General features: G+C 67.8%; 21 protein-coding genes and 1 riboswitch. Of the genes, 12 read left to right on the top strand and 9 right to left on the bottom strand.

Features of this window, described 5'->3' with window-relative positions:
* Positions 1-341: 341 nt before the first annotated feature.
* On the bottom strand, positions 342-785 hold the full coding sequence (locus AC5RVZ_RS29880) for a glutaredoxin domain-containing protein (protein ID WP_494069240.1): 444 nt from the start codon (positions 783-785) through the stop codon (positions 342-344).
* 159 nt (positions 786-944) lie between these two features.
* On the opposite strand from AC5RVZ_RS29880, the gene AC5RVZ_RS29875 reads away from it, so the two are divergent.
* Positions 945-1,691 (top strand): SurA N-terminal domain-containing protein, encoded by a 747-nt coding sequence (locus AC5RVZ_RS29875; RefSeq protein ID WP_494069239.1) that lies wholly within the window; start codon positions 945-947, stop codon positions 1,689-1,691.
* A 105-nt stretch (positions 1,692-1,796) separates the two neighbouring features.
* Here AC5RVZ_RS29875 and AC5RVZ_RS29870 read toward each other — a convergent pair whose 3' ends face one another.
* From AC5RVZ_RS29870 to AC5RVZ_RS29860, 3 genes are all read right to left on the bottom strand, one after another.
* Positions 1,797-2,231: an Hsp20/alpha crystallin family protein gene (locus tag AC5RVZ_RS29870; RefSeq protein WP_494069238.1), complete on the bottom strand. Its 435-nt coding sequence runs from the start codon at positions 2,229-2,231 to the stop codon at positions 1,797-1,799.
* A gap of 156 nt (positions 2,232-2,387) precedes the next feature.
* Positions 2,388-2,948, bottom strand: a complete 561-nt coding sequence (locus AC5RVZ_RS29865) for a GNAT family N-acetyltransferase (RefSeq protein ID WP_494069237.1) — start codon at positions 2,946-2,948, stop codon at positions 2,388-2,390.
* An 80-nt stretch (positions 2,949-3,028) separates the two neighbouring features.
* Positions 3,029-3,589, bottom strand: coding sequence for a type 1 glutamine amidotransferase domain-containing protein (locus AC5RVZ_RS29860; protein ID WP_494069236.1), 561 nt, complete (start codon positions 3,587-3,589; stop codon positions 3,029-3,031).
* 199 nt (positions 3,590-3,788) lie between these two features.
* On the opposite strand from AC5RVZ_RS29860, the gene AC5RVZ_RS29855 reads away from it, so the two are divergent.
* The 5 genes from AC5RVZ_RS29855 (at position 3,789) to AC5RVZ_RS29835 (ending at position 7,429) form a co-directional block, all read left to right on the top strand.
* Complete coding sequence (locus AC5RVZ_RS29855) at positions 3,789-4,847, top strand: iron-containing redox enzyme family protein (RefSeq protein ID WP_494069235.1); 1,059 nt, start codon at positions 3,789-3,791, stop codon at positions 4,845-4,847.
* On the top strand, positions 4,844-5,878 hold the full coding sequence (locus tag AC5RVZ_RS29850) for a glycosyltransferase family 2 protein (RefSeq protein ID WP_494069234.1): 1,035 nt from the start codon (positions 4,844-4,846) through the stop codon (positions 5,876-5,878). The genes AC5RVZ_RS29855 and AC5RVZ_RS29850 overlap by 4 nt, the downstream gene beginning before the upstream one ends.
* Positions 5,814-6,023 (top strand): CDGSH iron-sulfur domain-containing protein, encoded by a 210-nt coding sequence (locus tag AC5RVZ_RS29845; protein ID WP_494069233.1) that lies wholly within the window; start codon positions 5,814-5,816, stop codon positions 6,021-6,023. The genes AC5RVZ_RS29850 and AC5RVZ_RS29845 overlap by 65 nt, the downstream gene beginning before the upstream one ends.
* 120 nt (positions 6,024-6,143) lie before the next feature.
* The gene (locus tag AC5RVZ_RS29840) at positions 6,144-7,007 is read left to right on the top strand and encodes a phosphatase PAP2 family protein (protein ID WP_494069232.1); all 864 of its coding nucleotides are present in this window, start codon (positions 6,144-6,146) and stop codon (positions 7,005-7,007) included.
* Positions 7,008-7,129: 122 nt separating this feature from the next.
* Positions 7,130-7,429 (top strand): hypothetical protein, encoded by a 300-nt coding sequence (locus tag AC5RVZ_RS29835; protein WP_494069231.1) that lies wholly within the window; start codon positions 7,130-7,132, stop codon positions 7,427-7,429.
* A gap of 21 nt (positions 7,430-7,450) precedes the next feature.
* Here the strand turns inward: AC5RVZ_RS29835 and AC5RVZ_RS29830 are convergent, their stop codons facing one another.
* The 3 genes from AC5RVZ_RS29830 to AC5RVZ_RS29820 form a co-directional block, all read right to left on the bottom strand.
* Positions 7,451-7,999: a DUF488 domain-containing protein gene (locus AC5RVZ_RS29830; RefSeq protein ID WP_494069230.1), complete on the bottom strand. Its 549-nt coding sequence runs from the start codon at positions 7,997-7,999 to the stop codon at positions 7,451-7,453.
* A gap of 13 nt (positions 8,000-8,012) precedes the next feature.
* Positions 8,013-8,258 (bottom strand): LapA family protein, encoded by a 246-nt coding sequence (locus tag AC5RVZ_RS29825; RefSeq protein ID WP_494069229.1) that lies wholly within the window; start codon positions 8,256-8,258, stop codon positions 8,013-8,015.
* A gap of 379 nt (positions 8,259-8,637) precedes the next feature.
* Complete coding sequence (locus tag AC5RVZ_RS29820; RefSeq protein ID WP_494069228.1) at positions 8,638-9,432, bottom strand: hypothetical protein; 795 nt, start codon at positions 9,430-9,432, stop codon at positions 8,638-8,640.
* Between the two features lie 160 nt (positions 9,433-9,592).
* Here AC5RVZ_RS29820 and glsA point away from each other — a divergent pair, with 160 nt between their 5' ends.
* Positions 9,593-11,407 carry a glutaminase A gene (gene glsA / locus AC5RVZ_RS29815; protein ID WP_494069227.1) on the top strand — a complete coding sequence of 605 codons (1,815 nt, stop codon included), beginning with the start codon at positions 9,593-9,595 and terminating at the stop codon, positions 11,405-11,407.
* A gap of 4 nt (positions 11,408-11,411) precedes the next feature.
* On the opposite strand, the gene AC5RVZ_RS29810 is transcribed toward glsA, so the two are convergent.
* Positions 11,412-12,875, bottom strand: coding sequence for an aldehyde dehydrogenase family protein (locus AC5RVZ_RS29810; RefSeq protein ID WP_494069226.1), 1,464 nt, complete (start codon positions 12,873-12,875; stop codon positions 11,412-11,414).
* A 286-nt stretch (positions 12,876-13,161) separates the two neighbouring features.
* Between AC5RVZ_RS29810 and AC5RVZ_RS29805 the strand changes: the two genes are divergently transcribed.
* Both AC5RVZ_RS29805 and AC5RVZ_RS29800 read left to right on the top strand, forming a co-directional pair.
* Complete coding sequence (locus tag AC5RVZ_RS29805) at positions 13,162-14,232, top strand: MBL fold metallo-hydrolase (protein ID WP_494069225.1); 1,071 nt, start codon at positions 13,162-13,164, stop codon at positions 14,230-14,232.
* Complete coding sequence (locus AC5RVZ_RS29800; RefSeq protein ID WP_494069224.1) at positions 14,229-15,590, top strand: MFS transporter; 1,362 nt, start codon at positions 14,229-14,231, stop codon at positions 15,588-15,590. The genes AC5RVZ_RS29805 and AC5RVZ_RS29800 overlap by 4 nt, the downstream gene beginning before the upstream one ends.
* 149 nt (positions 15,591-15,739) lie before the next feature.
* Here the strand turns inward: AC5RVZ_RS29800 and AC5RVZ_RS29795 are convergent, their stop codons facing one another.
* The gene (locus AC5RVZ_RS29795; RefSeq protein WP_494069223.1) at positions 15,740-16,672 is read right to left on the bottom strand and encodes a LysR substrate-binding domain-containing protein; all 933 of its coding nucleotides are present in this window, start codon (positions 16,670-16,672) and stop codon (positions 15,740-15,742) included.
* Between the two features lie 249 nt (positions 16,673-16,921).
* Positions 16,922-17,086: riboswitch (cyclic di-AMP (ydaO/yuaA leader) on the top strand.
* A gap of 3 nt (positions 17,087-17,089) precedes the next feature.
* Between AC5RVZ_RS29795 and AC5RVZ_RS29790 the strand changes: the two genes are divergently transcribed.
* From AC5RVZ_RS29790 to AC5RVZ_RS29780, 3 genes are all read left to right on the top strand, one after another.
* Complete coding sequence (locus AC5RVZ_RS29790) at positions 17,090-18,001, top strand: C40 family peptidase (protein ID WP_494069222.1); 912 nt, start codon at positions 17,090-17,092, stop codon at positions 17,999-18,001.
* 389 nt (positions 18,002-18,390) lie between these two features.
* Positions 18,391-19,911: an MDR family MFS transporter gene (locus AC5RVZ_RS29785; protein ID WP_494069221.1), complete on the top strand. Its 1,521-nt coding sequence runs from the start codon at positions 18,391-18,393 to the stop codon at positions 19,909-19,911.
* Between the two features lie 154 nt (positions 19,912-20,065).
* On the top strand, positions 20,066-21,847 hold the full coding sequence (locus tag AC5RVZ_RS29780; RefSeq protein WP_494069220.1) for an HNH endonuclease signature motif containing protein: 1,782 nt from the start codon (positions 20,066-20,068) through the stop codon (positions 21,845-21,847).
* Positions 21,848-21,920 lie beyond the last annotated feature (73 nt).

The following is a 21,920-nucleotide window of genomic DNA, read 5'->3' as shown; positions in this document are numbered from 1 at the left end:
ACGGCTGGGTTTGCAGGATGCGGGCAGCCAGATCGGCGCCCAACTACCGGGTTCTCTTGCGTCAGCGCGTCAGCAATCCGCCGAGCGATCTCCAACGTCGCACCGTGGGGACTGGCAGAGGCAATCGAAACCCGCATCGTGCCACCTCCCCCTGGGTGCGCTTCCCCGTGACAGTGCATCTCCAGCGCCCGGCTCCCGCTTCATGCAGCAGGAACGGGGCCCGTCTGGACGCCGGCGCACATCAGGCAGCCCAGTCCGTCAAATGCCCGGCCTCGCGCTCGACGCGCGTGGCTGCAGGCACCATGGTACTCAGCCGCTCCAACCGGCGATAGGGTCTACGCTCACCTGCCGGCCAAGGCCCGGCCGACAAGGCTGGGCTCAGGGTTCGTCAGGACCTCGCCGCACAGCAACACCGTGGGAACGGTTTCATTTCCGTGGTTGTGCTGCCGGACGTACGCCGCGCCGTCCCGGTCCTGCCAGATGTTCACCCAGTGGGCGGCCCGGCCGTGGCGGCCCAGGGTTGCCCGGAGCCGCAGGCAGTAGACGCAGCCGGGCCGCCAGAAGATGACCACCCGGCCGGGATCGTCGGTTTGGTCCCGCAGCGTGGTCCAGGGGGCGGCCCGCCGGCTGCCGAAGAAGGGACTGACCGCCCACGCGCCGGCCAGCAGCAGCGTGGCGAAGATGATGCCGGGCAGCCATTCGCCGTCCTGGCCCTTATAGAGCAGGGCAGCCACGCCCAGCCCGGCCAAAGCTGCTGCGGGAAACCATCGCTCGTAGCGTTTCATGGACACAGCGTACGCGCGCCCTACCGCCGGTCCCGACGCCTTCCCTCCGCTTTTGCCTAGGTTTCTCCCAGCTTTCGCCACGGCAACACACATGGTGGGCCAGTAGTGTCGCTGACTTATGCACCGAGATGGGAGAACAGTGTGACTAAGAAGTGGTTAATGAGCCTGGCCGTTGCCGGCTCCATCGCCGTCCTCACCGCTTGCGGGGCGCCGGCTGAGAGCGGTTCGAACCCGGCGGCCTCCGCGGAAGCCGGCGCGGGCGCGGAAGGGCAGGCCCAGCTGCCGGAGCCCGATCTTGAAGGCATTCCGGACGTGGTGGCCGTGGTCAACGGGACGGAGATCCCGAAGGACAAGTTCACCGCCGCGTACGAAGGGCAGTTCCAGCAGATGGCCATGCAGTCCCAGATGACGGGGCAGGAAGTGGACCAGGACGCGCTGAAGAAGCAGACGGCCGAGGCCATGGTCGGCACGCAGCTGCTGATCCAGGAAGCGGACACCCGCGGGATCAAGGCTTCCGACAAGGAGGTGCAGGCCTCACTGGAAGAGATGGCGAAGGCCAACCAGTTCAAGACCGTGGACGAGCTCATGGCCGCCATCAAGGAACAGGGCATGACCGAGGACGAGGTCAATGCCGAGATGGAGACCCAGGTCCGGGTGGACAAGCTGATTGCCGAGGAGGCAGGCGACGCCAAGCCCACCGAGGACGAACTGAAGGCCGCCTACGAGCAGGCTAAAAAGCAGCAGGAGCAGATGGGCGAACAGACCGGCCAGAAGGCCGAGGTCCCCTCGATGAAGGAAATGCGGCCGAACCTGGAACAGCAGATCCAGGCGCAGAAGGAAACCGAAGCCACGCAGGCCATGGTGACGGACCTGCGTGAGAAGGCGGACGTCAAGATCCACCTCTGATTCCTCTCTTGCGAAACTACGACGACGGTGCCCGCCTCAGCGGGCACCGTCGTCGTAGTTGTGGGGCGGCTGACGAAGTTGTCGGGCGGCTGACGGAACCGGGCCCTACCCGCGCCTGACCTGTATTTTCTGCCGGGGCGTTTCCGTCTCCGGCTGCGGAATTGGGGCCTTGATTTCCAGCACCCCGTCCCGGTAGGTGGCGGTAATGTCCTCGTCCTTGACGCCCTGGGGCAGCGGCACGCTGCGGGAGAAGGATCCGTAGCGGAACTCCGAGCGGTAGCTGCCCTTCTCCTTCTGTTCCTTCCGCTCGTGGCGCTCGGCGTGGATATGCAACTGCCCCTCGGAGACCGAAATCTCCGCATCCTTCTCCGGGTCGATACCCGGCAACTCTGCGCGGATGGTCAGGACGTTGTCTTTGATCTCCTCCTCCACCCGGATCATGGATTTTTCGTGTTCACCTTCGAAGAAGCGGCGGAACGGTTCCGCCAGTTCGAAGGGCGAGCGGCGCTCGAACGGCGACCACCTGGACACATCACTCATGGCTCACACTCCTGTGACAGCAACCGGCAGGCTGGCGGCCAAGCGGCGCCGGCCCGTCATACCCTTCAGTTTTCGCAGGTGCAGGTCCTAGCATTAGGCACCCGGTGCGTTCGGCACGGCAACATGGTATAGCTGCCCGGTCTAAACGGGAATGGGTCAGGTCTGCGGGCGGATCGCGGCATAGAGCAGCATGTCGCGGCGCACGCCGCCGATGGTTTGGTAGCTGCGCAGCAGGCCCTCGCGGCCGAAACCCGCCGACTCGGCGGTCCGGATCGAGGCGTTGTTCCAGGGCTCGATGTAAAGCTCCAGCCGGTGCAGTTCCGGAATGGTCCAGGCGAAGGCCGCGAGCGCCGCGAGGGCATCCGCCGCCCGGCCCTGCCCCCGGTGTGCCGGCGCCATCAGGTAACCGGCGGTGGCCCGGCCTTCCGGCAGGTAGGTCAGCCACAGCCCGATCTGGCCGACCGCCCGGTCCGACTCCGAATCCGCCACCGCGAAGGAGTACCCCGCGCCGGAAGTGAACCGGCCGTTCTGGCGCAGGATCCACTCCACCGCAGCATCCTCCCGGCACGGCGAAGGAATGGAACTGATCAGCGGGATGTACGGATCCTGGGCCAGCTCCAACGCCAAGTGGGCGTCCTCGCTGCGGAATTGGCGCAGCACCACGCTGCCCCGCGCCGGCGTGACCTCCGGCCAAGCCAGGGGCAGGCGTGCATCCATCTCTGCGATGGTGCCGGTTCCCCTGCGCGTGGCCGGCACCGGCGGCGCGGAAGGGGGCTGCACCGGCGATACCTCCGGGCTCAAGTGGTTTCGGCCAGGACGTCCATGATGCCGCCCACGAACTGGTCCAGATCGCCCGGGTTGCGGGAGGTGATCAGGGTCCAGCCGTGCTCGCGGTCGATCACCACGGGCTCGTCGTCCCACTGGCCGCCGGAATTCATGATGTCCGCCTTGAGCGAGATGTAGGAGGTGAGGGTCTTGCCGCGGGTGCGCCCGGTTTCCACCAGGAGCCACGGGCCGTGGCAGATGGCGGCGACCGGCCGGCCGGATTCGGAGAAGGACCGCACGATGCCCTGGGCATCCGGGTCCAGCCGCAACTGGTCCGCGTTCAGCGTCCCGCCGGGCAGGACCAGCAGGTCGTAGTCGCCGTCGGAAACATCCGGCAAGGATTTGTCAACCGGGATTTTTTCGCCTCGGTCCCAGTCACCGACCATGGTTTCCACGTCGCCGGCTTCGGGTGCCGCGATCGTCACGTCGACCCCGGCCGCGCGCAGTTTTTCAACCGGGACTTTCAGCTCGTCCTGTTCGACGCCGCGGTTGCTCACCGCTACCAGGACCTTTTTGCCTGCGATTTCGGGCATGGTTTTCCGTCCTTCCAGTCGAGATGTTCGGACATCTTCCACCTTGCCATTGCTGGGAAGCGAAGCCAAGGCGCTGCCGCGCAGGTGCCGCCGCCGGGAGGCGCCCGGCGCTGCGCCAACTCTTGACGTGTCCCGGGGGCCGGGGTCAACTGGAGATCACGAACCGGCGCGACGTGCGCCGATCCAGTAAGGAGACGCCGTGAAGCTCCCACACCCCCGGGGTCTTGTCAGCGAGACGTTGTTGAGCGCCCTGCACAGCAGCCCGATTCCCGACGCGCTCCCGGAGCTGCAGGCCGCGGCCGAGAACACGCTGGCCGTCACCGAGGACGTCCTGTTCGACGAGGACCTGCAGCTGGCACTGTTCTGCTTGTACGAACTTCACTACGGCGGGCTGGACGGCGTGGACGACCGGTGGGAGTGGAACCTGCCCCTCCTGCGGGTCCGCGCCCTGATCGAGCAGCGGATGGAGGCCCGGCTGCGGGAGGCCGTCTCCGTTTCGGCCCCGCAACAGCTTTCGCCACAGGCGGTGGCGGACCGGCTGTTCGAGCTGGCGGCCGACGACGACGGGCCCAGCCTCTCCGCGTTCATGGCCCGCGAGGCCTCGCTGGAACAGGCCAAGGAATTTTTGGTCCTTCGCTCGGTGTACCAGTTGAAGGAAGCGGATCCGCACACCTGGGCCATCCCCCGGCTGGACGGGCGGGCCAAGTCGGCCATGGTGGAGATCCAGGCCGACGAATACGGCGGCGGCAAGCCCGGCCGGATGCACTCTGAACTCTTCGCTCGCACCATGCGCGGCCTGGGGCTGGACCCCTCGTTCGGTGCCTACGTGGACTCCATCCCGGCCATCACGCTGGCGTCGGTCAACAGCATGTCGCTGTTCGGGCTGCAGCGGCGGCTGCGTGGGGCGATCTGCGGCCACCTGGCCATCTACGAGATGACCTCTTCGATTCCCAACGGCAAATATGCCCGCGGTTTCCGTCGGCTGGGTTTCGACGGCGACGTGACGGAATACTTCGAGGAACATGTGGAGGCCGATGCTGTCCACGAACAAATCGCCGGACGGGACCTGGCCGGCGGACTGATCGCCGAGCACCCGGTCCTGGCGGCCGACGTGTTCTTTGGCGCTGGCAGCGCCCTCTACCTGGACGGGCTGGCCGGCGGCTGGCAGCTGGATGCCTGGAGCTCCGGCCGTTCGGCGCTGCGCCAGCCCCTGGCTGCGGGCCAGCAGGCACCGGTCGCCGCCGGCGCCTCGGTGTGAGGATCGAGTACGTCCTGCCGCTGAAGTGGCAGGACGGTGGCGGCGACGCCGAACTGACCCGGTATCTGCTGTCCCTGCCGGAGTGGGTGGACGTGACGGTGGTGGACGGCTCGGCGGAGCCGGTTTTCGCCGAGCATCACCGACTCTGGCGGCGGCGCGTGCAGCACTTCCGCCCGGACGGACCGCCCACGCCCAACGGAAAGGTGCAGGGGGTGCTGACCGGATTGCGGCACGCGCGGCACGACCGGGTCATCATTGCCGACGACGACGTCCGCTACACCCCGGAGAACCTTGCCGCCGTCGCGGAATTACTGGCGCAGGCCGAGCTGGTGCGCCCGCAAAACTACTTTGCCCCGCTGCCGTGGCATGCCCGCTGGGACACCGCGCGGTCCCTCCTGAACCGGGCGGTCGCGTCCGACTACCCCGGCACGCTCGGCGTCCGCCGCTCGCTGCTGCTGAGGACCGGCGGCTACCGCGGCGACGTGTTGTTCGAGAACCTGGAACTGATCCGCACGGTCCGGGCCGCGGGCGGCCGCCAGGTCCGGGCCGACGGCATCTATGTCCGGCGGCTGCCGCCGACCTTCCGGCACTTCGTGGGCCAGCGGGTCCGGCAGGCCTACGATTCACAGACCCAGCCCGCGCGCCTGGCCGTCGAACTGCTGCTGGCCCCGCTCCTGCTGCTGCAGGCCCGCCGGCCGGCGGGCTACGGGGTGTGGGCCGCCGCCGCCGTCGTCCTTGCGGAAGCGGGGCGGCGGCGTGCCGGCGGTGCCCGCGTGTTCGGCGCGCGCGCCGCGCTGTGGGCACCGCTGTGGGTGCTGGAGCGGGCCGGGACCTCATGGCTTGCCGTGGGCTGGCGCTGTGCGGGCGGCGTGCCGTATGCCGGCCGTCGGCTGCGGAGCGCGGCCAGCACCCCGGCCTCACTGCGGCGGCGGTTCAGCCACCTCAACGCCTCGATAGGAGAAAGCAATGATGAGCCAGGAACCGACCGAGATCGTCGTCTGCCCCGACGGGCCGCTGCTGGTGCGCGGTGACTTTGCCCTCGTGGACGGCGACGGCGAGGCGGTGCCCCGGACGCGGGAGACGGTCGCCCTGTGCCGCTGCGGCGCGTCGGGCATCAAACCGTACTGCGACGGAACGCACAAGCTGCTCGCGGCGAGGCGGAAGGCCGCGCAGTAGCGCGGTCGTGCGACGCAGTAGCCCGTTGGAAGTCGGCGCCGTAGCGCGGTTGTGCGGCGTCGTAGCTTGCCCGCGCGACACTGCCGGAGCGCCACGCGACGCCGCTGCTGAGGGTGCGCCGTGCCTGACGAAGTGAACGACGACGCCGGGCCACCGTCCCGACCAGTCGACGGGCTGCGTGAAGAGCGCTTCCTGGGCGGGCGGGACCTGACCAGGTGGGGCACGCCGCCGGGCAGGTTCCTGGCGCGGGGAATGCACCGCCTCAGCAGCATCCTGGGTCCACACGCCGCGTTGATCCTCACGCTGGCCGCCGGAGCGCTGGTCGCCGTGCTGCTCACCGTCGCGTCGGCGGAGATCTACGAGGCGGTGACCGACGAAGACGGCGTTGCCGAATTCGATCAGCCGGTCCTGGACGCGGCACAAAGCGTCCGGTCACCCTGGCTCAATACGGCGGTTACCGCGTTCACGAACATCGGCGGGCCCATCGGGATGCCGATCCTCGCGTTGCTGGTCATGGGTATCCTGACCTTCCGCCGGCGGTCCTGGACACCGGCCATCCTCATCACCACCGCCGCCGCCGGGTCGCTGTTGATGACGGTTGCCGCCAAGCAGTTCATCGGACGCGCCCGCCCGGCACTGCGGGAGGCGGTGCCGCCGTTCGAATATTCGGCGTCCTTTCCCAGCGGGCACTCCCTCAACGCGGTCGTCATCGCCGGCGTGGTGGCCTACCTGCTCATCCTGCGCCAGGCCAGACGGCGGTCGAAGATCCTCACGGTCGGCGCCGCGGCCCTGTTCGCGGCGGCCATGGGATTGAGCAGGGTCTTTTTGGGCCATCACTGGTTCACCGATGTCCTGGTCGCCTGGACCCTCGGCGTTGCGTGGCTGGCGCTGGTCATCACCGCCCACCGCCTGTACCTCACCGTTTGGCACCGCGGGGGCGGGCGGGTTCCCACCGAGGGGAGATCCCCGCCGGCGGCATCCTAGCGCGGCACCTCGGGCAGATGCCCTCAGGCGGGTTTGACCAGGACGCCGGCCAAGGTTGGCGGGCACCCCGTTGCCGACTGGGCGGGGATAGTCTTGAAGTCCCGACGTCCAAGGAGATGCCCATGAGTTCCGTCCTCCCCACCCTGCTCACCAGCACCGGCCTGCTCGGCGGTTTCAAGACCGGCCAGGCGACCAAGAACCGCCCGCTGGCCGGCGCCGTGCTGGCCGCTGCGGGAGCCGGAGCCTTCGCGATGTGGCAGCGCAACGCCGGCACCGGCCGGGCGGCGGCACTGACCGGTGGCTATCTGACGGCCTTCGGCGTGTCCCACCCGCTGGCCAAGAAGATTGGCGCCTGGCCGGCGGTTTATACGGTGACGGCTGCGACAGCACTGGCTTCGCTGGTCTTCGGCCGCAAGCGCTGACCGCCCCCCAGCGCGCGGGCGTCAGGCCGCCGGCAGGTCCCAGTACAACCGGCCGGCATCGGTTCGCGCACCCGCCGACGGCTCGTGCAAGGATTTCTTGCCGCCGGGCAGCAGGTGCACCACCTCAAAGGCGTGCAGCAGTACCAAGACGTCCGAGATGATCCGGCGGTGGCAGCGCCACCACACGCTCTCGCTGCACATGATCGCCACGTGGGCGGCCTCGGCGTCTTTCAGCAGGCGTCCCAGTCCGTTGGCGAATTCCGGGGTGCGCGTGTAGGCGGCATAGGCCCGGAACGCAGCGATTTGCCACCAACTGTCCGGCTCCGGCTCGCCGGCCGGGATCCGCCGTCGTCCGCCCAACTCTTCTTCCCAGCGGTAGCCGAGGCCCGCCGTCGGAAGCCATTCGGCGAGCGCATCGCGGCCCATGTCCGGATGCTTGCGGCTGCCCGGAAAGCGGCGCACGTCGACGACCTTCTGCACGCCGGCACCGTTGAGCAGTTCGGCCAGCTCTTCGGGCGTGCTGGTGCCGTGACCTACCGTGAACAGCCGGCGGTGTACGTCTTGTGGCATCTGCGAACCCGAATTATCGCTGGACCGTACCGTTCTTGCGGCCTACCCGGGTGCGGTAGCGCAGCTGGATGATGCGGGCGGCCCCGGCGGCGGCGACGAAGATTCCCCCGGCGACCGACGCCACGAACAGCGCCAGCCCCAGTGCGACCTGCCCCTCGAAACCGAAATAGCGCAGCAGGACCTGGTCCTGGTTCTGCGCGATGAACACGATCAGGAGCACCAGCAGGAGCAGCGCAACGACCACCGACGTCCAGATCATCCCCAGCCGCGTGCCTTGTTGCCTCGCCTCGCGCCCATCCTTGCCTGTCCCGCCGGTTTTGGGCCCAAGGCCGTCGGGCGTACCCTGCCCGGAGCCACCGGACGGCCCGGCTCCCGATCGGCCGGTGTTGGTGCCCCCGGCCTCGGCTCCGTCCCGTCCCGTGCCCTGCGGATTGGAAGTCATTGCTGTCCTGCCTTTCGCCGCGGCGCCTTTTCCCTCAGCGTAGACGATGCATCAGCGCAGCGACACCGGCGTCAGACCGTGAACACGTCGTGCACCGCGACGTGATGCACTTCGATGTGGCCGCCTGGCAGCTTCCAGTCATGAACGGGACGGCCTGCCGCATGGCCGAGCATTCGAGGTCCGCTGCCGGCCCTTGCTAGTCCGCGAGGTTGCTGCGCAACAGCTTGAAAAAGCGCTTCTGGTAGTCCGGCCATTCGTCGCTCACCAGGACGCGTTCAATCCCCTGCCGGACCCACTCGGCGTCCCAGTAGCCCAGCTTGACCAGTTGGGGCAGCAGAACCGCCAGCTTGCGGTTCTCCCAGGGATTGCCCTCATCGAACTGCATGGCGCTGGCACCCTTGATTCCGGGTACGTAAAACAGTTCCTTGAGCGTCACGTCGATTAATCCCGGCCGCGCCCGCAGGAACTTTAGAAAGTCGATGGCTTTAACCTGCGTCTGGCTCAACAGCAGGAGCATCGCGCCTCGATGCGCCGGAGCGGGCACGAGGCCGTCGCGGACCCAGTCAAACATCGCGTCGATACCGCGGTTGCGGTCCCAGCCTTTGGGATTGCGCAGGTAGCGGGCCGCCCATGCCTCGACGAACAGGTCCAGGTGGCCCGGAAACAACACCGGCGGCACGTCGCGCGCAACTTTGAAATCGGTGTAGGACAGGCCGGCGGACCGTTCCGCACCGATGCAGGCCATGTGGGCGATGTCCGCGGCGGCCCAATGATCGGGCTGCAACGGGCCCCGCCACCACCCGTCCGGCGCGCGCGCGCCGGTCGGCTCTGCCGAGACCACCATCCGGAACCTCCGGACCATCGACTTCTGGCGCCGCTTTTCGCTGTCCGGCATGGCTGCCGCGTAGCCAAGGACCCCGGCGCGATCACCGGCGCCCAGCAAGTCGAACAGCGGATTGTCGGCGGCCGGCACCGGCCCGGGATCGGTCATACCGCCAATCTAACCCGCCGGACGCCGGCAGCTCCGCCGCGGAACTCTTCCGGCACCTCGGCGGCCGCTCGCCGGGCATGGCCGTGGGCGGCCCGTGGGTCCGGCCCGTGGGGTCCGACTCCGTTGGTTGTACGTTCCAGCCACCCCATAGGCTGGCATCATGGACTCCCCTATCCAGAGCTATCTCCGCACCCTGCACGCCGAGCTCGCCGGCCTCAAGGACGGCAAACCGTACGACGGGATTCCCGCGATGGCCGGCGCGGACCCGGACAAGTTCGCCATCTGCCTGGCCACCGTGGACGGCTACGTGTACGAGGTCGGCGATTCGAACGAAGAGTTCACCATCCAGTCCATTTCCAAGCCCTTCACGTACGGGCTCGCGCTCTCCGACCTGGGCCTCGACGCCGTGGACCGGAAGGTGGACGTGGAGCCGTCGGGCAACGCCTTCAACGAGATCTCGCTGGCTCCGGGCACCGGCCGTCCGGCCAACGCGATGATCAATGCCGGAGCACTGACCGCCACCTCGCTGATCAAAGGCAGCGGCGGCAAGACCGGTTTCCGGCGCATCCTCGAGCACTATTCCGCCTTCGCCGGCCGCGACCTGTCGGTCAGCGAACGCACGTTCCAGTCCGAGGCGCGGCACGGCTACCGCAACCGGGCGCTGGCCCACCTGCTGCGTTCCTTCGAGGTCATCGAGCAGGATCCGGACCCGGTGGCCGAAGACTACTTCCGGCAATGCTCGGTGCTCGTCACCTGCCGCGACCTGTCGGTCATGGCGGCCACCCTGGCCAACGGCGGCACCAACCCGCTCACCGGAAAACAGGTGCTGGAGCTGGAGGTGGAGGAACGAGTCCTCTCCGTGATGGCGACCTGCGGCATGTACGACGACGCCGGTGCGTGGCTCTCGGACGTGGGCATGCCGGCAAAGTCCGGAGTCGGCGGCGGCCTGCTCGCGGTGTTGCCGGGCCAGTTGGGCCTGGCCGTTTATTCGCCGCCGCTGGACGACCACGGCAGCAGCGTGCGCGGCGTGGCGGCCAGCCGGAGGATCTCGCACGACATGGGGCTGCACTTCGTCCGGGCCGCGCGCACCGGCCGCAACGCCATCCGCGCCAGCTACGACATCACCGACGCCCCGTCCGGGATCCGTCGCAACGACGAGGCCGCCGAGGTGCTGCGCGCCAACGGGCACCGCGCCCGCGTGATCGAGCTGAACGGGGACCTGCTGTTCGCCGGCACGGAATCCATGGTGCGCGAGGTCAGCGACCTGGACGAGTCGGTGGAACTCGTCATCTTGGACATGCGCCGGGTGGACGAAACCGCCCCGGTCGCCCTGGACATGCTGGAGCAGCTTCGCGCCTCGCTCGCGGAGGCCGGGCGCGAACTGGTGATGATCGACGGCGAGGGCGCCCTGGCGCAGCGGTTCGAGGAATCCGGGCGGCCGGTGCCGTCGTTCGCCACCCGCAGCACCGCCGTCGAATTCGCCGAAAACCGGCTGATCGCCGGCTACGGCGACGAGCTCTGCCGGCCCGCCACCGTGGAGGTGCCCGACTCCCCGGCGCTCAGCCCGCTCGACCCGGAGGACTCCGCGGCGCTCGCGGAGCTGATGGAAGAGCGCGAGTATGACGACGGCGAGCTTATCCGCCGGGTCGGCCAGCGCTTCGCCGGCGTCTATTTCATCCTGTCCGGCCGCGTCACCACCACCTCCGCCGGGCCGGGGAACACCAGGGTCAAGCTCACCACCCTCAGCGCCGGCATGACGTTCGGCGAAATGGCGCTGGGCAGCGCGGACCGGCAGGAAACCACCGTGCGCGCCGACGGTCCGGTCCGGGTCAGGCTCCTCCCGGCCGAAACCATGAGCCGGCTGGAAAGCGAAAATCCGCGCCTCGCCGTCGAACTATGGAAAGCCCTGACCCGCGACGCGTACGCGCACGTGGACCGCTACATGCGCGAAACGGCCGTGCGCATCCGCGACTGACGGCTCAGAACGGGTACTGCGCGTGCCCGTTCTGCTGGATGGTGATCCAGCGCTCCTCGGTGAACGAATTGATGCCGGCCTGCCCGCCGAACTTGCCGTAGCCCGACTGCTGGATGCCGCCGAACGGGGCCATCGGTTCGTCCAGCACCGGCTGGTCGTTGACGTGGCCAATGCCGGTCTTGAGCCGCTGCGCCACCTCGATGCCCGCGGCCAGGTTCTCCGTGATGACACCGGAGGTCAGGCCGTAGTGCGTGTCGTTCGCCAGCTGCACCGCCTGTTCCGGGCCATCCACCTCCATCACCGTGGTCGCCGAACCGAAGATCTCCTCGTCGTAGATCCGCATCTCTTCGGTGATCCCGGAGAGCACCGTCGCGGGCACCACGGCCTGGGTCGCCTTCCCGCCGCCGGCCAACACCGTCGCACCCTTGGACACGGCGTCGTCGATCAGTGCGTACTGCCGGTCCGCCGAGGCCTGGGTGACCTGCGGTCCGATCACCGTGTCCTGCTTCATCGGGTCCCCGGTGGGCAGCGTGGCGACCTTCTCCGCGAACCGGCTCGAGAACTCCTCGGAAATGCTGCGGTCCACGATCACCCGGTCCACGGACATGCAGATCTGCCCGGCGTTCATGAACGAGCCGAAGGTCGCCGCCTGCACGGCGTAGTCGACGTCGGCGTCCTTGAGCACCACCAGGGAGTTCTTGCCGCCGAGCTCAAGCACCGCCGGCTTCAGGTTCTGCGCCGCCAGCGTGCCGACGATGCGCCCCACCTTGGTGGAACCGGTGAAGTTCACGATCCGCACGCGGGGGTCGGAGACCAGGGTGCTCACCACCTCGTTCGCGTCCGCCCGGTCATTCGTGATGACGTTCAGCACTCCCGAGGGCAGGCCCGCATCCAGCAGCGCGTCCGCCAGGAACAGGCCGCAGGAAAGCGGCGCGTCCTCGCTGGGCTTGAGCACCACGGTGTTTCCCACGGCCATCGGGATGGCCATGGCCCGCATGCCCAGGATGAAAGGTGCGTTCCACGGAGACAGCGCCGCCACCACGCCGTAGGGCTGCCGGACGGAGAACGAGAACTTGCCGGGCAGGTCGGTGGCCAGCACGTCGCCGCGCGGCGCGGTGGTGGCGGCGGCGGCCGAGCGCAGGATATTGGCGGCCAGTTGGACGTTAAACCCGGCCCAGACCGCCACACCACCCACCTCGCCGGCCATCAGCTCGATGCCCTGCTGCATCCGTTCCTCGAACAGGTCTGCCGCTTTCAGGAAAATCTTGGCCCGCTGGGTGGGAGGCGTTGCGGCCCAATCGTCGAAGGCCGCCGACGCCGCGTCGACCGCTCGCGTGACATCTTCCGGCCCGGCGGCAGCGACGGTGGCGAAGGGTTCGCCCGAGTAGGGGCTGATGTCTTCGGTGGTCTTGCCGGAGGCTGCCGGGACGTGCTCGCCGTTGATGATCAACTCACGCGTGATGGGCATGGCGCTCATTCCTTTCCGAAGTGGCTGGGCCACGCCGCCGGCCACAGCCGAAGCGCCGGCCGTCCCCGCAGCCCGGATAAGGCGGAGCCTACTCCCGCCGTCGTGCCCGGACAATGGGACGGCTCGCGGATGAGGGCCGCCGGCGGCCGACGGGCTGGCTGGGTCATAAGTGAAACCGTTTAAGTTGGTCGGTTATTACCGTTTTACGAAAGTGTGTGTGAGCCGCATCATGGAATTCAGGTTCCGCCGGCACCACAGGCGGAAAGACTTCCGAGGAGCTCGACCCATGACCCATTCCCTCACGCCGCACGTCGTCACGCTGGGCACGGCGGGCGGTCCCCGCTGGTGGACCGGCGAGAACGCAGGCCGCCGCACCGGCATCGCCACCGCCGTCGTCGTCGGCGATGCCGTCTATCTGGTGGATGCCGGCAACGGCGTCGGACGCCAGCTGATGAAGGCAGGCCTGCAGGTCTCGTCCTTGCGCGGGATTTTCCTGACCCACCTGCATTCCGACCACACGATCGATCTGGCCGGGCTGGCCATCTTCGGACTGTTCACCCTCACGCCGGGCCAGCGGAGCATCCGCATCCTGGGACCGGGCGACCGGGGAGAATTGCCGCCGGCCTCACCCCGCGCCACGGTTCCGCCGTCGCCCGTTTTTCCGCAGTTGCCGACGCCGGGCACCCGGGACATGTTCCACCACCTGATGCAGGCGTACGCCACCGACCTCAACGACCGGGTCATCGACGCACTGCGCCCCTCGCCGCTGGACTATTTCGTGGCCGAAGACATCGTCGTCCCGGACGCCATCGGCTACCACCCGAACCAGAACCCGACGCCGGCCGGCATGGAGCCGTTCGAAATCTACCGCGATGAACTGGTCACCGTGACGGCCACCCTGGTGGAGCATCCGCCCGTGGCCCCCGCCTTCGCCTTCCGGTTCGACACGGCCGAAGGGTCTGTCACGATCTCCGGCGACACCGCCCCCTGCCAGAACCTGGTGCGGCTGGCCCGCGGCACGGACCTGCTCCTGCACGAGGCCATCGACTTCGACTGGGTGCAGCGGGCGTACGGCAGCATCGATTCCGACGAAGCCCGGGCCTCCATCGACCATCACCGCAGGTCCCACACCTCGCCGCAGGACGCCATCGCGATTGCGCGGCAGGCCGGCGCCCGCACCTTGGCGCTGCACCACCTGGTGCCGGGAACCACGCCGGACGCCGTCTGGCAGGCACACGGCAGGGACTTCAACGGCACGTTCCTGGTCCCCGACGATCTGGACGTTATCTCCTTCTCTTCCAGCGACCCGGAATCCACCGGAGTCGCCGATCATGACGAAATGGCGGTTGCACCATGAGCAATGACACGACGACGGCGTCGGCCCCTGCCGCGAACGGCAGGCAGCCCGGGGACCTGAAGGTTCCCAGCCTCAACACCCCGGAAATGCGGCGCATCCTGGCGTCCAGCTTCCTGGGCAGCGCCATCGAATTCTACGATTTCATCCTCTACGCCACCGCGGCGGCGCTGGTTTTCAACACGGTGTTCTTCGTGAACCTGGACCCCGCGGTGGGGATCTTCGCCTCGTTCGCCACACTGGCGGTCGGTTACATCGCCCGGCCGCTCGGCGGGATCATCTTCGGCCACTTCGGTGACCGGCTGGGGCGCAAGGGGGTGCTGATCACCTCCATGGTGCTCATGGGCGTGGCCACCACCCTGATCGGCCTGCTGCCGACCACGGCGCAGATAGGGATGGCGGCTCCGCTGGCGCTGATCGTGCTGCGCATCGTCCAGGGCTTGGCCGTCGGGGGCGAGTGGGGCGGTGCCATGCTGATGGGCCTGGAGCACGCTCCGAAGGAACGCCGCGGGTTCGCGGCCAGTTTCGCCAACATGGGAGGTCCCGCCGGTGCGGTGTTGGCCACCCTGGCGGTTTCGGCCGTGTCCGTGCTGCCGGACGAGCAGTTCCTGACCTGGGGCTGGCGGCTGCCGTTCCTGATCAGCATCGTCCTGGTGGGCATCGGCCTGATCGTCCGCCTCAAGGTCGCCGAGTCCCCGCTGTTCCTGGCACTGGAGGACAAGGCCGAGGAGAAGAAGATCCCGATTCTCGAGGTGCTGACGAAGTACCCGAAGAACGTGATCATGGGCACGCTGGTGGGGATGAGCTCCTACACCGTCCAGGGCCTGATGACCGTCTGGGCCATCTCCTATGTGGTGGACGAGGTCGGCCTGGACCGGACGAGCGTCCTGAACGTCAAAGCGTTGGGCGCGGCGCTGACCGTCGTCGCCATCTGGTTTGCGGCCCGGCACAGCGACAAGCTCGGCCGCCGGCCCGTGATGCTGATCGGCATCGCCGCCGGCGCGGTACTGGCCTTCCCCATCATGTGGATGCTGGAGCTGGGGACGCTGTGGCTGTTCGCGATCGGGCTGTTCCTGGCCAACGGCGTCATCCAGGGCACGATCTTCGGCCCGTTCGGGGCGTTTACCGCAGAGCTGTTCCCGACCCGGATGCGCTACACCGGCGCCTCGCTGGTCTACCAGCTCTCCTCGACGCTGGGCGCAGGTTTCACCCCCATGATCGCCAGCGGCCTGGTGCTGGCGGCCGGCGGCGAGCTGTGGCTGGTGGCGACGGTCTGCGCCGGCGCATTCGTTCTCGCTGGGCTGTGCATCCTGGCGATCAAGGAAGGAAAGGACCAGGACCTTACCGCGGAGAACATGTAGTTCCTCCAGCCATGCGTTAACCGCGACGGCGGCCGTTGTCCGGGGCAGCGGCCGCCGTCGCGGCCCGCCCGTCTGGCCGCGCTGACGGAGCGGGGTCACGCCGTCGTGTGCCCGCCCGGCGCCTTGCTCGCCGAACTGACGGGACGGGATCACGCCGTCGTAGGCTCATCCCATCCGCTCGCCGCCGCGCCGCCGACCTCGGCGCAAAAGTCCAGGAATGTCCGCAGCCTGAGGCTGGGCCGGGTGACGCTGGCGTAGGCCACGCAGACGTCGCTGTGCCCGACCGGTCCGTCGATTTCCACCGTGGCCAGGGGAAGCCCGTCGTAGCTGTAGTTGCCCGGCGGCCGCTGCACCAGCACGGTGTAGCCGAGGCCGCGCGCCACCATGCCCCGCACCGCCTCAAAACTCGACGAACGCCAGGCGATCTTCGGATCCAGCCCGGACAGCCGCAGATTGACCAGCTGGTTGTCGCGCACGGTGGGGATGTCCAGCGAGACGAAGTCCTCTTCGGCCAGCTCGGCAAGCCGGACGCTTTTGCGGGAAGCCAGCGGGTGGTCCGCAGCCAGCAGGACGTAGGGCCGGCCTTCCTTGACGGTGCGGGCCTGCACGCCGGGCAACAGGTGCCGCGTGTGAGTCAGCACCGCATCCAGATAGCCCTCCTGCATCCGGTGCTGCAGCTCGGCGGCCTCGCCTTCCTCCATGGTCACGGTGAGGCGCGGATGCGGCTTGATGAACCGTTCGCTGATCACCGGAACCCAGAAGGCGGACAAGGTGCTGTAACAGCCGATGGCCAGCGGGCCGACCAATCCCTGCTGGCGCTCGATGATGCTGTTCTGCACGTCGTCGGCGTGCCGGACCAGGCTCCTGACGTCGCGCAGGAACTGCTGCCCGACGCCGGTCAGGGCGATTCCGCGGGACCGGTGCCGGACCATCAGCTGCGCGCCGACGATCCGCTCCAGCTCTGTCAGCGCTTGGGACATGGCCGCCTGTGAGATGTGGCTGGCGGCCGCGGCGGCCGAGATTGAGCCATGATCGGCCACTGCCACAAAGTACTGCAGCTGTTTAAGCGTGAAGTCCACCACTCTGCCAGCGTACAAGTTGGCCCGCACCGGAGGCGTAACCAGCCGATTGTTGCGCCCGATGTACCGTGACGGACGCTGTGCAACGGCCGCTGGGGGTCGCTCGCTCCTAACGGGAAGATGGCTTTCAGGTTATGCACAGGTAAATTTCAGGGCTTGGACAGTTACCGAACCGTTATGTAGTGTTTTCATCACGTCGGCGATCATGCGCCGATGTCCTCGGAGGGTATTGCCTAGCTCTGCCAGCCTTTCCGAGTTCGTTCGCTAGACATCTGGCAGAGGCGGGGGACCCACATTCCGGGCCCCTCTTGGGGCTCTTGGGGTTAAGTCGTACGGAGTGCATACCGCACTGCCGCACGGCCGGGTGACTCCCACCCGAACCCGACAGCTTACCTCGCAGGCATTGGGAGAGGTATCTTCTTGCTGCTCAAACACAATCGCGCACGCCACCGTGCCACCCCGGTCCGCAACGCCACCGTGGCCGGTCTGTCCCAGGCTGTCTCGTCCCGCGCCGGAACCGTCGGCCGCGGCGCCGCCGTCGTCACCGCCGCCGGTGGCCTGATGCTGGGTGCCGGCCTGCCGGCCAATGCCGCCGCCGATGTCACGGTCCCGACCTACGGCGCTGCCAACGCGACGGACACCGTTGCCGCTCCGGCCAACGCCGGCTTCGAGGTGGAGCGCGCTTCCGTTACCAGCTCGGCTGCCGGTGCTGCTGCCGGTGCCACCACGCACACCGTGGTCGCGGGTGACACCGTGGGCACGATTGCCGCCCAGTACGGCAAAAATGTGCAGGACGTGCTGGCCATCAACGGCCTGGGCGCGTACTCCATCATTTACCCGGGCGACCAGATCGCGCTGACCGGCTCCGCACAGGGCACCCAGTCCGGCGGCGGACAGGCAGCGCAGGGTGGCGGCGGAGCCGCGACGACCCTGGCTGCGTCGACCGACGCCGCGACTGTCTCGCTGGCCAGCGCCGACATCAAGCCCGCCTCAACCGGCGGCAACCAGAGCATCGTGGACATCGCCATGTCGGCACAGGGAACGCCCTACGTCTGGGGCGGCACCTCCACGGCCGGCTGGGACTGCTCCGGCTTCACCCAGTGGGTCTACGCACAGGCTGGTGTCGACCTGCCCCGCCTCAGCCAGCACCAGGGCGGCGCCCTGACCCCGACCAGCAACCCGCAGCCGGGCGACCTGGTGGTGCAGAACGGCGGCGGCCACGTGGGCATCTACCTGGGCGGCGGCAAAATGATCAGCGCCCTGAACCCGAGCCAGGGCACCTTGGTGCACGACGTGAACGCCATGCCCGTTACCGGTTACTACACGATGTAACCACCCCTAAGACTCCTGGACCGGCTATTCCCCCAACGGCCGGTCCAGGATCACAGGGAAGCCTCGTCGGCCTTGCGCCGGCGGGGCTTCTCCTCTTTTAACGCGTGCGGGACTCTCCCTCCACTTCTACTATGCGACGGGAGTGGTCTTCTTGACGGGGACCGGTGCGGGACATTTGGGCGCACCCCTCCCCCCCCTCCCCCGCAGGTGGCGGTTCCCGCCCGGCGGCGAGCACCGGCGTCGTTGTTTATTCGAGGTTGACGGCTGGGAATAGGAGTCAGCGGGGGCAGGTTAAGCTACTACTCCGCCTGCGCCCGGCGTTCTTAGGCTGTTTCCGGCCGCCCGCAACAGCACGATTTCCACTCGAGGATCTTCCCGTGAATAAAGATATGTCGACGAACAGAGCCTCGGCACGGCCCGGACCCGCCAAGGGCAGCGGGCTGACCGCTGATGAGTCGCGCCGGAACCGCCGCGTGATTGGCATCCTGTTGGTCTCTGCGTTCGTGGTGATCCTGAACGAGACCATCATGTCCGTGGCGCTGACCGAGCTAATGGTCGACCTGGACATCAGCGCCCGCGCGGCGCAGTGGCTGACCACGGCGTTCATGCTGACGATGGCGGTGGTCATCCCGGTGACCGGGTTCCTCCTGCAGCGTTTCACCACGCGCCAGGTTTTCACCGCCTCGATGGCGCTGTTCTCCGCGGGAACGCTGCTGGCCGCGCTGGCTCCGGGGTTCGAGGTGCTGCTGGTGGCCCGCGTGGTTCAGGCGTCGGGCACCGCAATCATGATGCCGCTGCTGATGACCACGCTGATGAACCTGGTGCCGGCCGAGGACCGCGGCAAGACGATGGGCAACGTCTCGATTGTCATATCGGTGGCGCCTGCCATCGGCCCGACCATCTCCGGCATCATCCTCAACACCTTGTCCTGGCGCTGGATGTTCTGGCTGGTGCTGCCGATCGCGCTGGCCATGCTGGTGGTCGGCAACCGGCGGATCCAGAACGTGACCGAGCCCCGGCCGGTGCCGCTGGACCTGCCGTCCGTGGCGCTCTCCGCCATCGGCTTCGGCGGACTGATCTACGGCCTCAGCCAGGTCGGCGCCGGGCACGGAACAACGACGGCGGGGCCGGGCACGGGTGCCGCCATGTGGGTTGCGTTTGGGGCCGGCGGCGTGGGGCTGCTGGCATTCCTGCTGCGCCAGGTTCGGCTGCAGCGCTCGGACAGGGCGTTGCTGGACCTGCGGACGTTCCGCTCCGGCAACTTTTCCGTGTCCGTCGGGCTGATGGCTGTCAGCATGGCCGCACTGTTCGGCACCATCATTCTGCTCCCTATATATATGCAGCAGGTCCTGGGGCTCGAGCCGCTGCAGGTCGGGCTGATGCTGCTGCCGGGCGGGCTGTTGATGGGCCTGCTGGCCCCGGCCGTTGGCCGGCTCTATGACAAGTTCGGCCCGAGGGTGCTGCTGGTGCCGGGGACGACGGTGGTCAGCGCCGTGCTCTGGTTCTTCTCCACGGTCAGCGAGAACACCGCCCCGCTGACGCTGCTGGCGGCGCACATCGTGCTCAGCGTGGGCCTGGCGCTGCTGTTCACGCCGCTGTTCTCCGCTGGTCTCGGCTCGGTGCGGCGGCAGCTGTACTCGCATGGAAGCGCCGTCATCGGCACGGTGCAGCAAGTGGCCGGCGCGGCGGGCACCGCCATGTTCGTCACCGTCATGTCCATGCAGGCGGCCGCTCTTTCCGCCGGAGGTGCGGCAACGACGACGGCGGTGGCAGGCGGTGTGCGGATGGCATTCCTGACCGGCGCCCTCATCTCCATCGTGGCGGTGGCGGCCGCGTTCTTCATCCGGAAACCGGTGGAGGAGCCCGCCGACGAGCCGGCTTCGGTGGAGGGCGCGCCGGTCGCCCGCTGACGACGGGGTTGGGGCGGGATTTGAACGCTTGACTTTCGACGCCCGTGCTTGAGCACCCTTCCACTTCTTCTCCACAGCCAGCCCGTGCGCTTGCTCATCCACATACCGACCCTTGGTTCTCCTACCCTGTTCGAGGGCTTCATAGGCTGTATTTATGGCGATTGAGGTGCTGGATGAGGCTCCGGGAGCAGGGCAGGATGATTCCGTCCTGCTGGCCCGGATCCGCGCCGAGGTCAGCGAACTGAATCATCGCCTCCGGAGCGACGGGCTGACACGCAGTACCAAGTCGGTGGCACAGACGGCGGCACAGGTTGAAGAGCTGGCCAACATTGTTGGTCAAACCCAGCTGATTCTGGCGGGCATCATCAAAGCGCAAAACATCGCCGCCGTTGGAGAAACGGACAAGCCGCATGACCCCGAGGAACCGAAAAATCCTATGCGCGGCGCCTACAAAACGAACGAAGACTATCTGCGGGCGAAGCTGGGCATCCCCCGGCAGGAGGCTGCGCGACGCTTCCAGCTCGCCGAAGCCACCGAAGTCCGCCCGACGCCGCCGGGTAAGCCTGCCGTGCCGCCCAGGCTGCCGGTGCTCGCCCGTGCAATGGACGATGGAATGGTCTCCGGTCAGGCCGCAACTCTGATCCGGAGGGCCGTCGACGGGCTGCGTCGCACCGTCGGCCCAGAGCAGCTCCGCAAGATGGAAGAGGCACTGGTTCAGCATGCCTCGGATTACGACACCGACTCACTAAGGCTGCTGATCCGGCATTGGGAAGGCGGCCTCAACCCAACCGGCGCCGACCTCGGGCCAGCCGAGCTCAAAGCACGCCAGGGCCTGTTCTATCGCGGGCGGCGCAATGGCCTGCACTGCTACGAAATCAACGCCACCGACGAGCAGAACGAGGTTCTTGCAACCGTCTACAACACCGCCACCAACCCTCGCTTGAGGGAAGGAACGGCCACGGCCGGGGCAGTAGGATTTGACGCGGTTGACGCACCAAACATGGCCTCCCGGCTGAACGGCGCTTCCGAGAACGACGACGAGACAGGCGCGGACGCTCAGGACGCCGGAGCGGACGCTTTAGTTGATGCGACGGTAGAGCACGGGCGTACCCGCCAGCAGAAGCAGCTCGACGGACTCATTGGTGCCTGCAAAATCGCTCTCACCACTGATCTTGTGCCAGCCGCTGGCGGACGCCGCCCGCAACTGCTGGTCACCATCGACTACAAGGACTTGGCCTCCGAGGTCGGACGTCCGGGAACCAGCATCTTCTCCGGACCGCTGACCGCCAAGACAATCCGGCGGATCGCTTGCGATGCCGACATCATCCCGGTGATCCTCTCCGGTACGGGTGCGATTCTGGATGTTGGTCAGTCCCAACGGTTGTTTCCGAAATACCTGCGCCTGGCAATCATTGCCAGGGACGGAGGTTGCGCCTTCCCCGGCTGTACTGCGCCCGCTCCCTGGACCGAAGTGCATCACATCCAGTGGTTTGAAAAGGGTGGTCCGACCTCTGTCGATAATGGCGTCTTGGTCTGCGGGCACCACCACCACTTGCTGCATCAGGGCGATTGGCGGGTCGAAGTGAGGCAGGGCGTGGTCTGGTTCTTACCGCCGCTCAGCGTCGACCCGGCTCAAAAGCCGCTCCGCAATCACGTGTGGTTGAAAGACGCGCGGCTGCCCGAGCGCCTGCCGGAGCCGGCCGCCATGGGCTCAGGGCCCGGTCGGCCCGGCGGCCCTTCACCGGGTGGAGGCCCATCAGACTCTGGCGCGGCGGTCCGCAGGATGCCGGTGCGCCACTCCAATACGTCGCAGGTCCCGATGCAGTCGGAACTCGATATCGGGGTGGAGAGTGCCGCGGGAGGCACCGCGCCGCCCGGCAAAAGTTCCAGTCCGTTTGACGGTTGGCCGACCCAGCCTGAAACGCCACCGTTCTGACAGCCGCGTTGCCGCCGGACCCAGCTCCCCCGGTGACCCAAAAGCTCTCCCATTCCGCGAAAGAGCGGTTGGG

This window comes from Arthrobacter sp. Cza30 (assembly GCF_059090765.1).
This window is presented reverse-complemented; position numbering and strand designations above follow the sequence as displayed.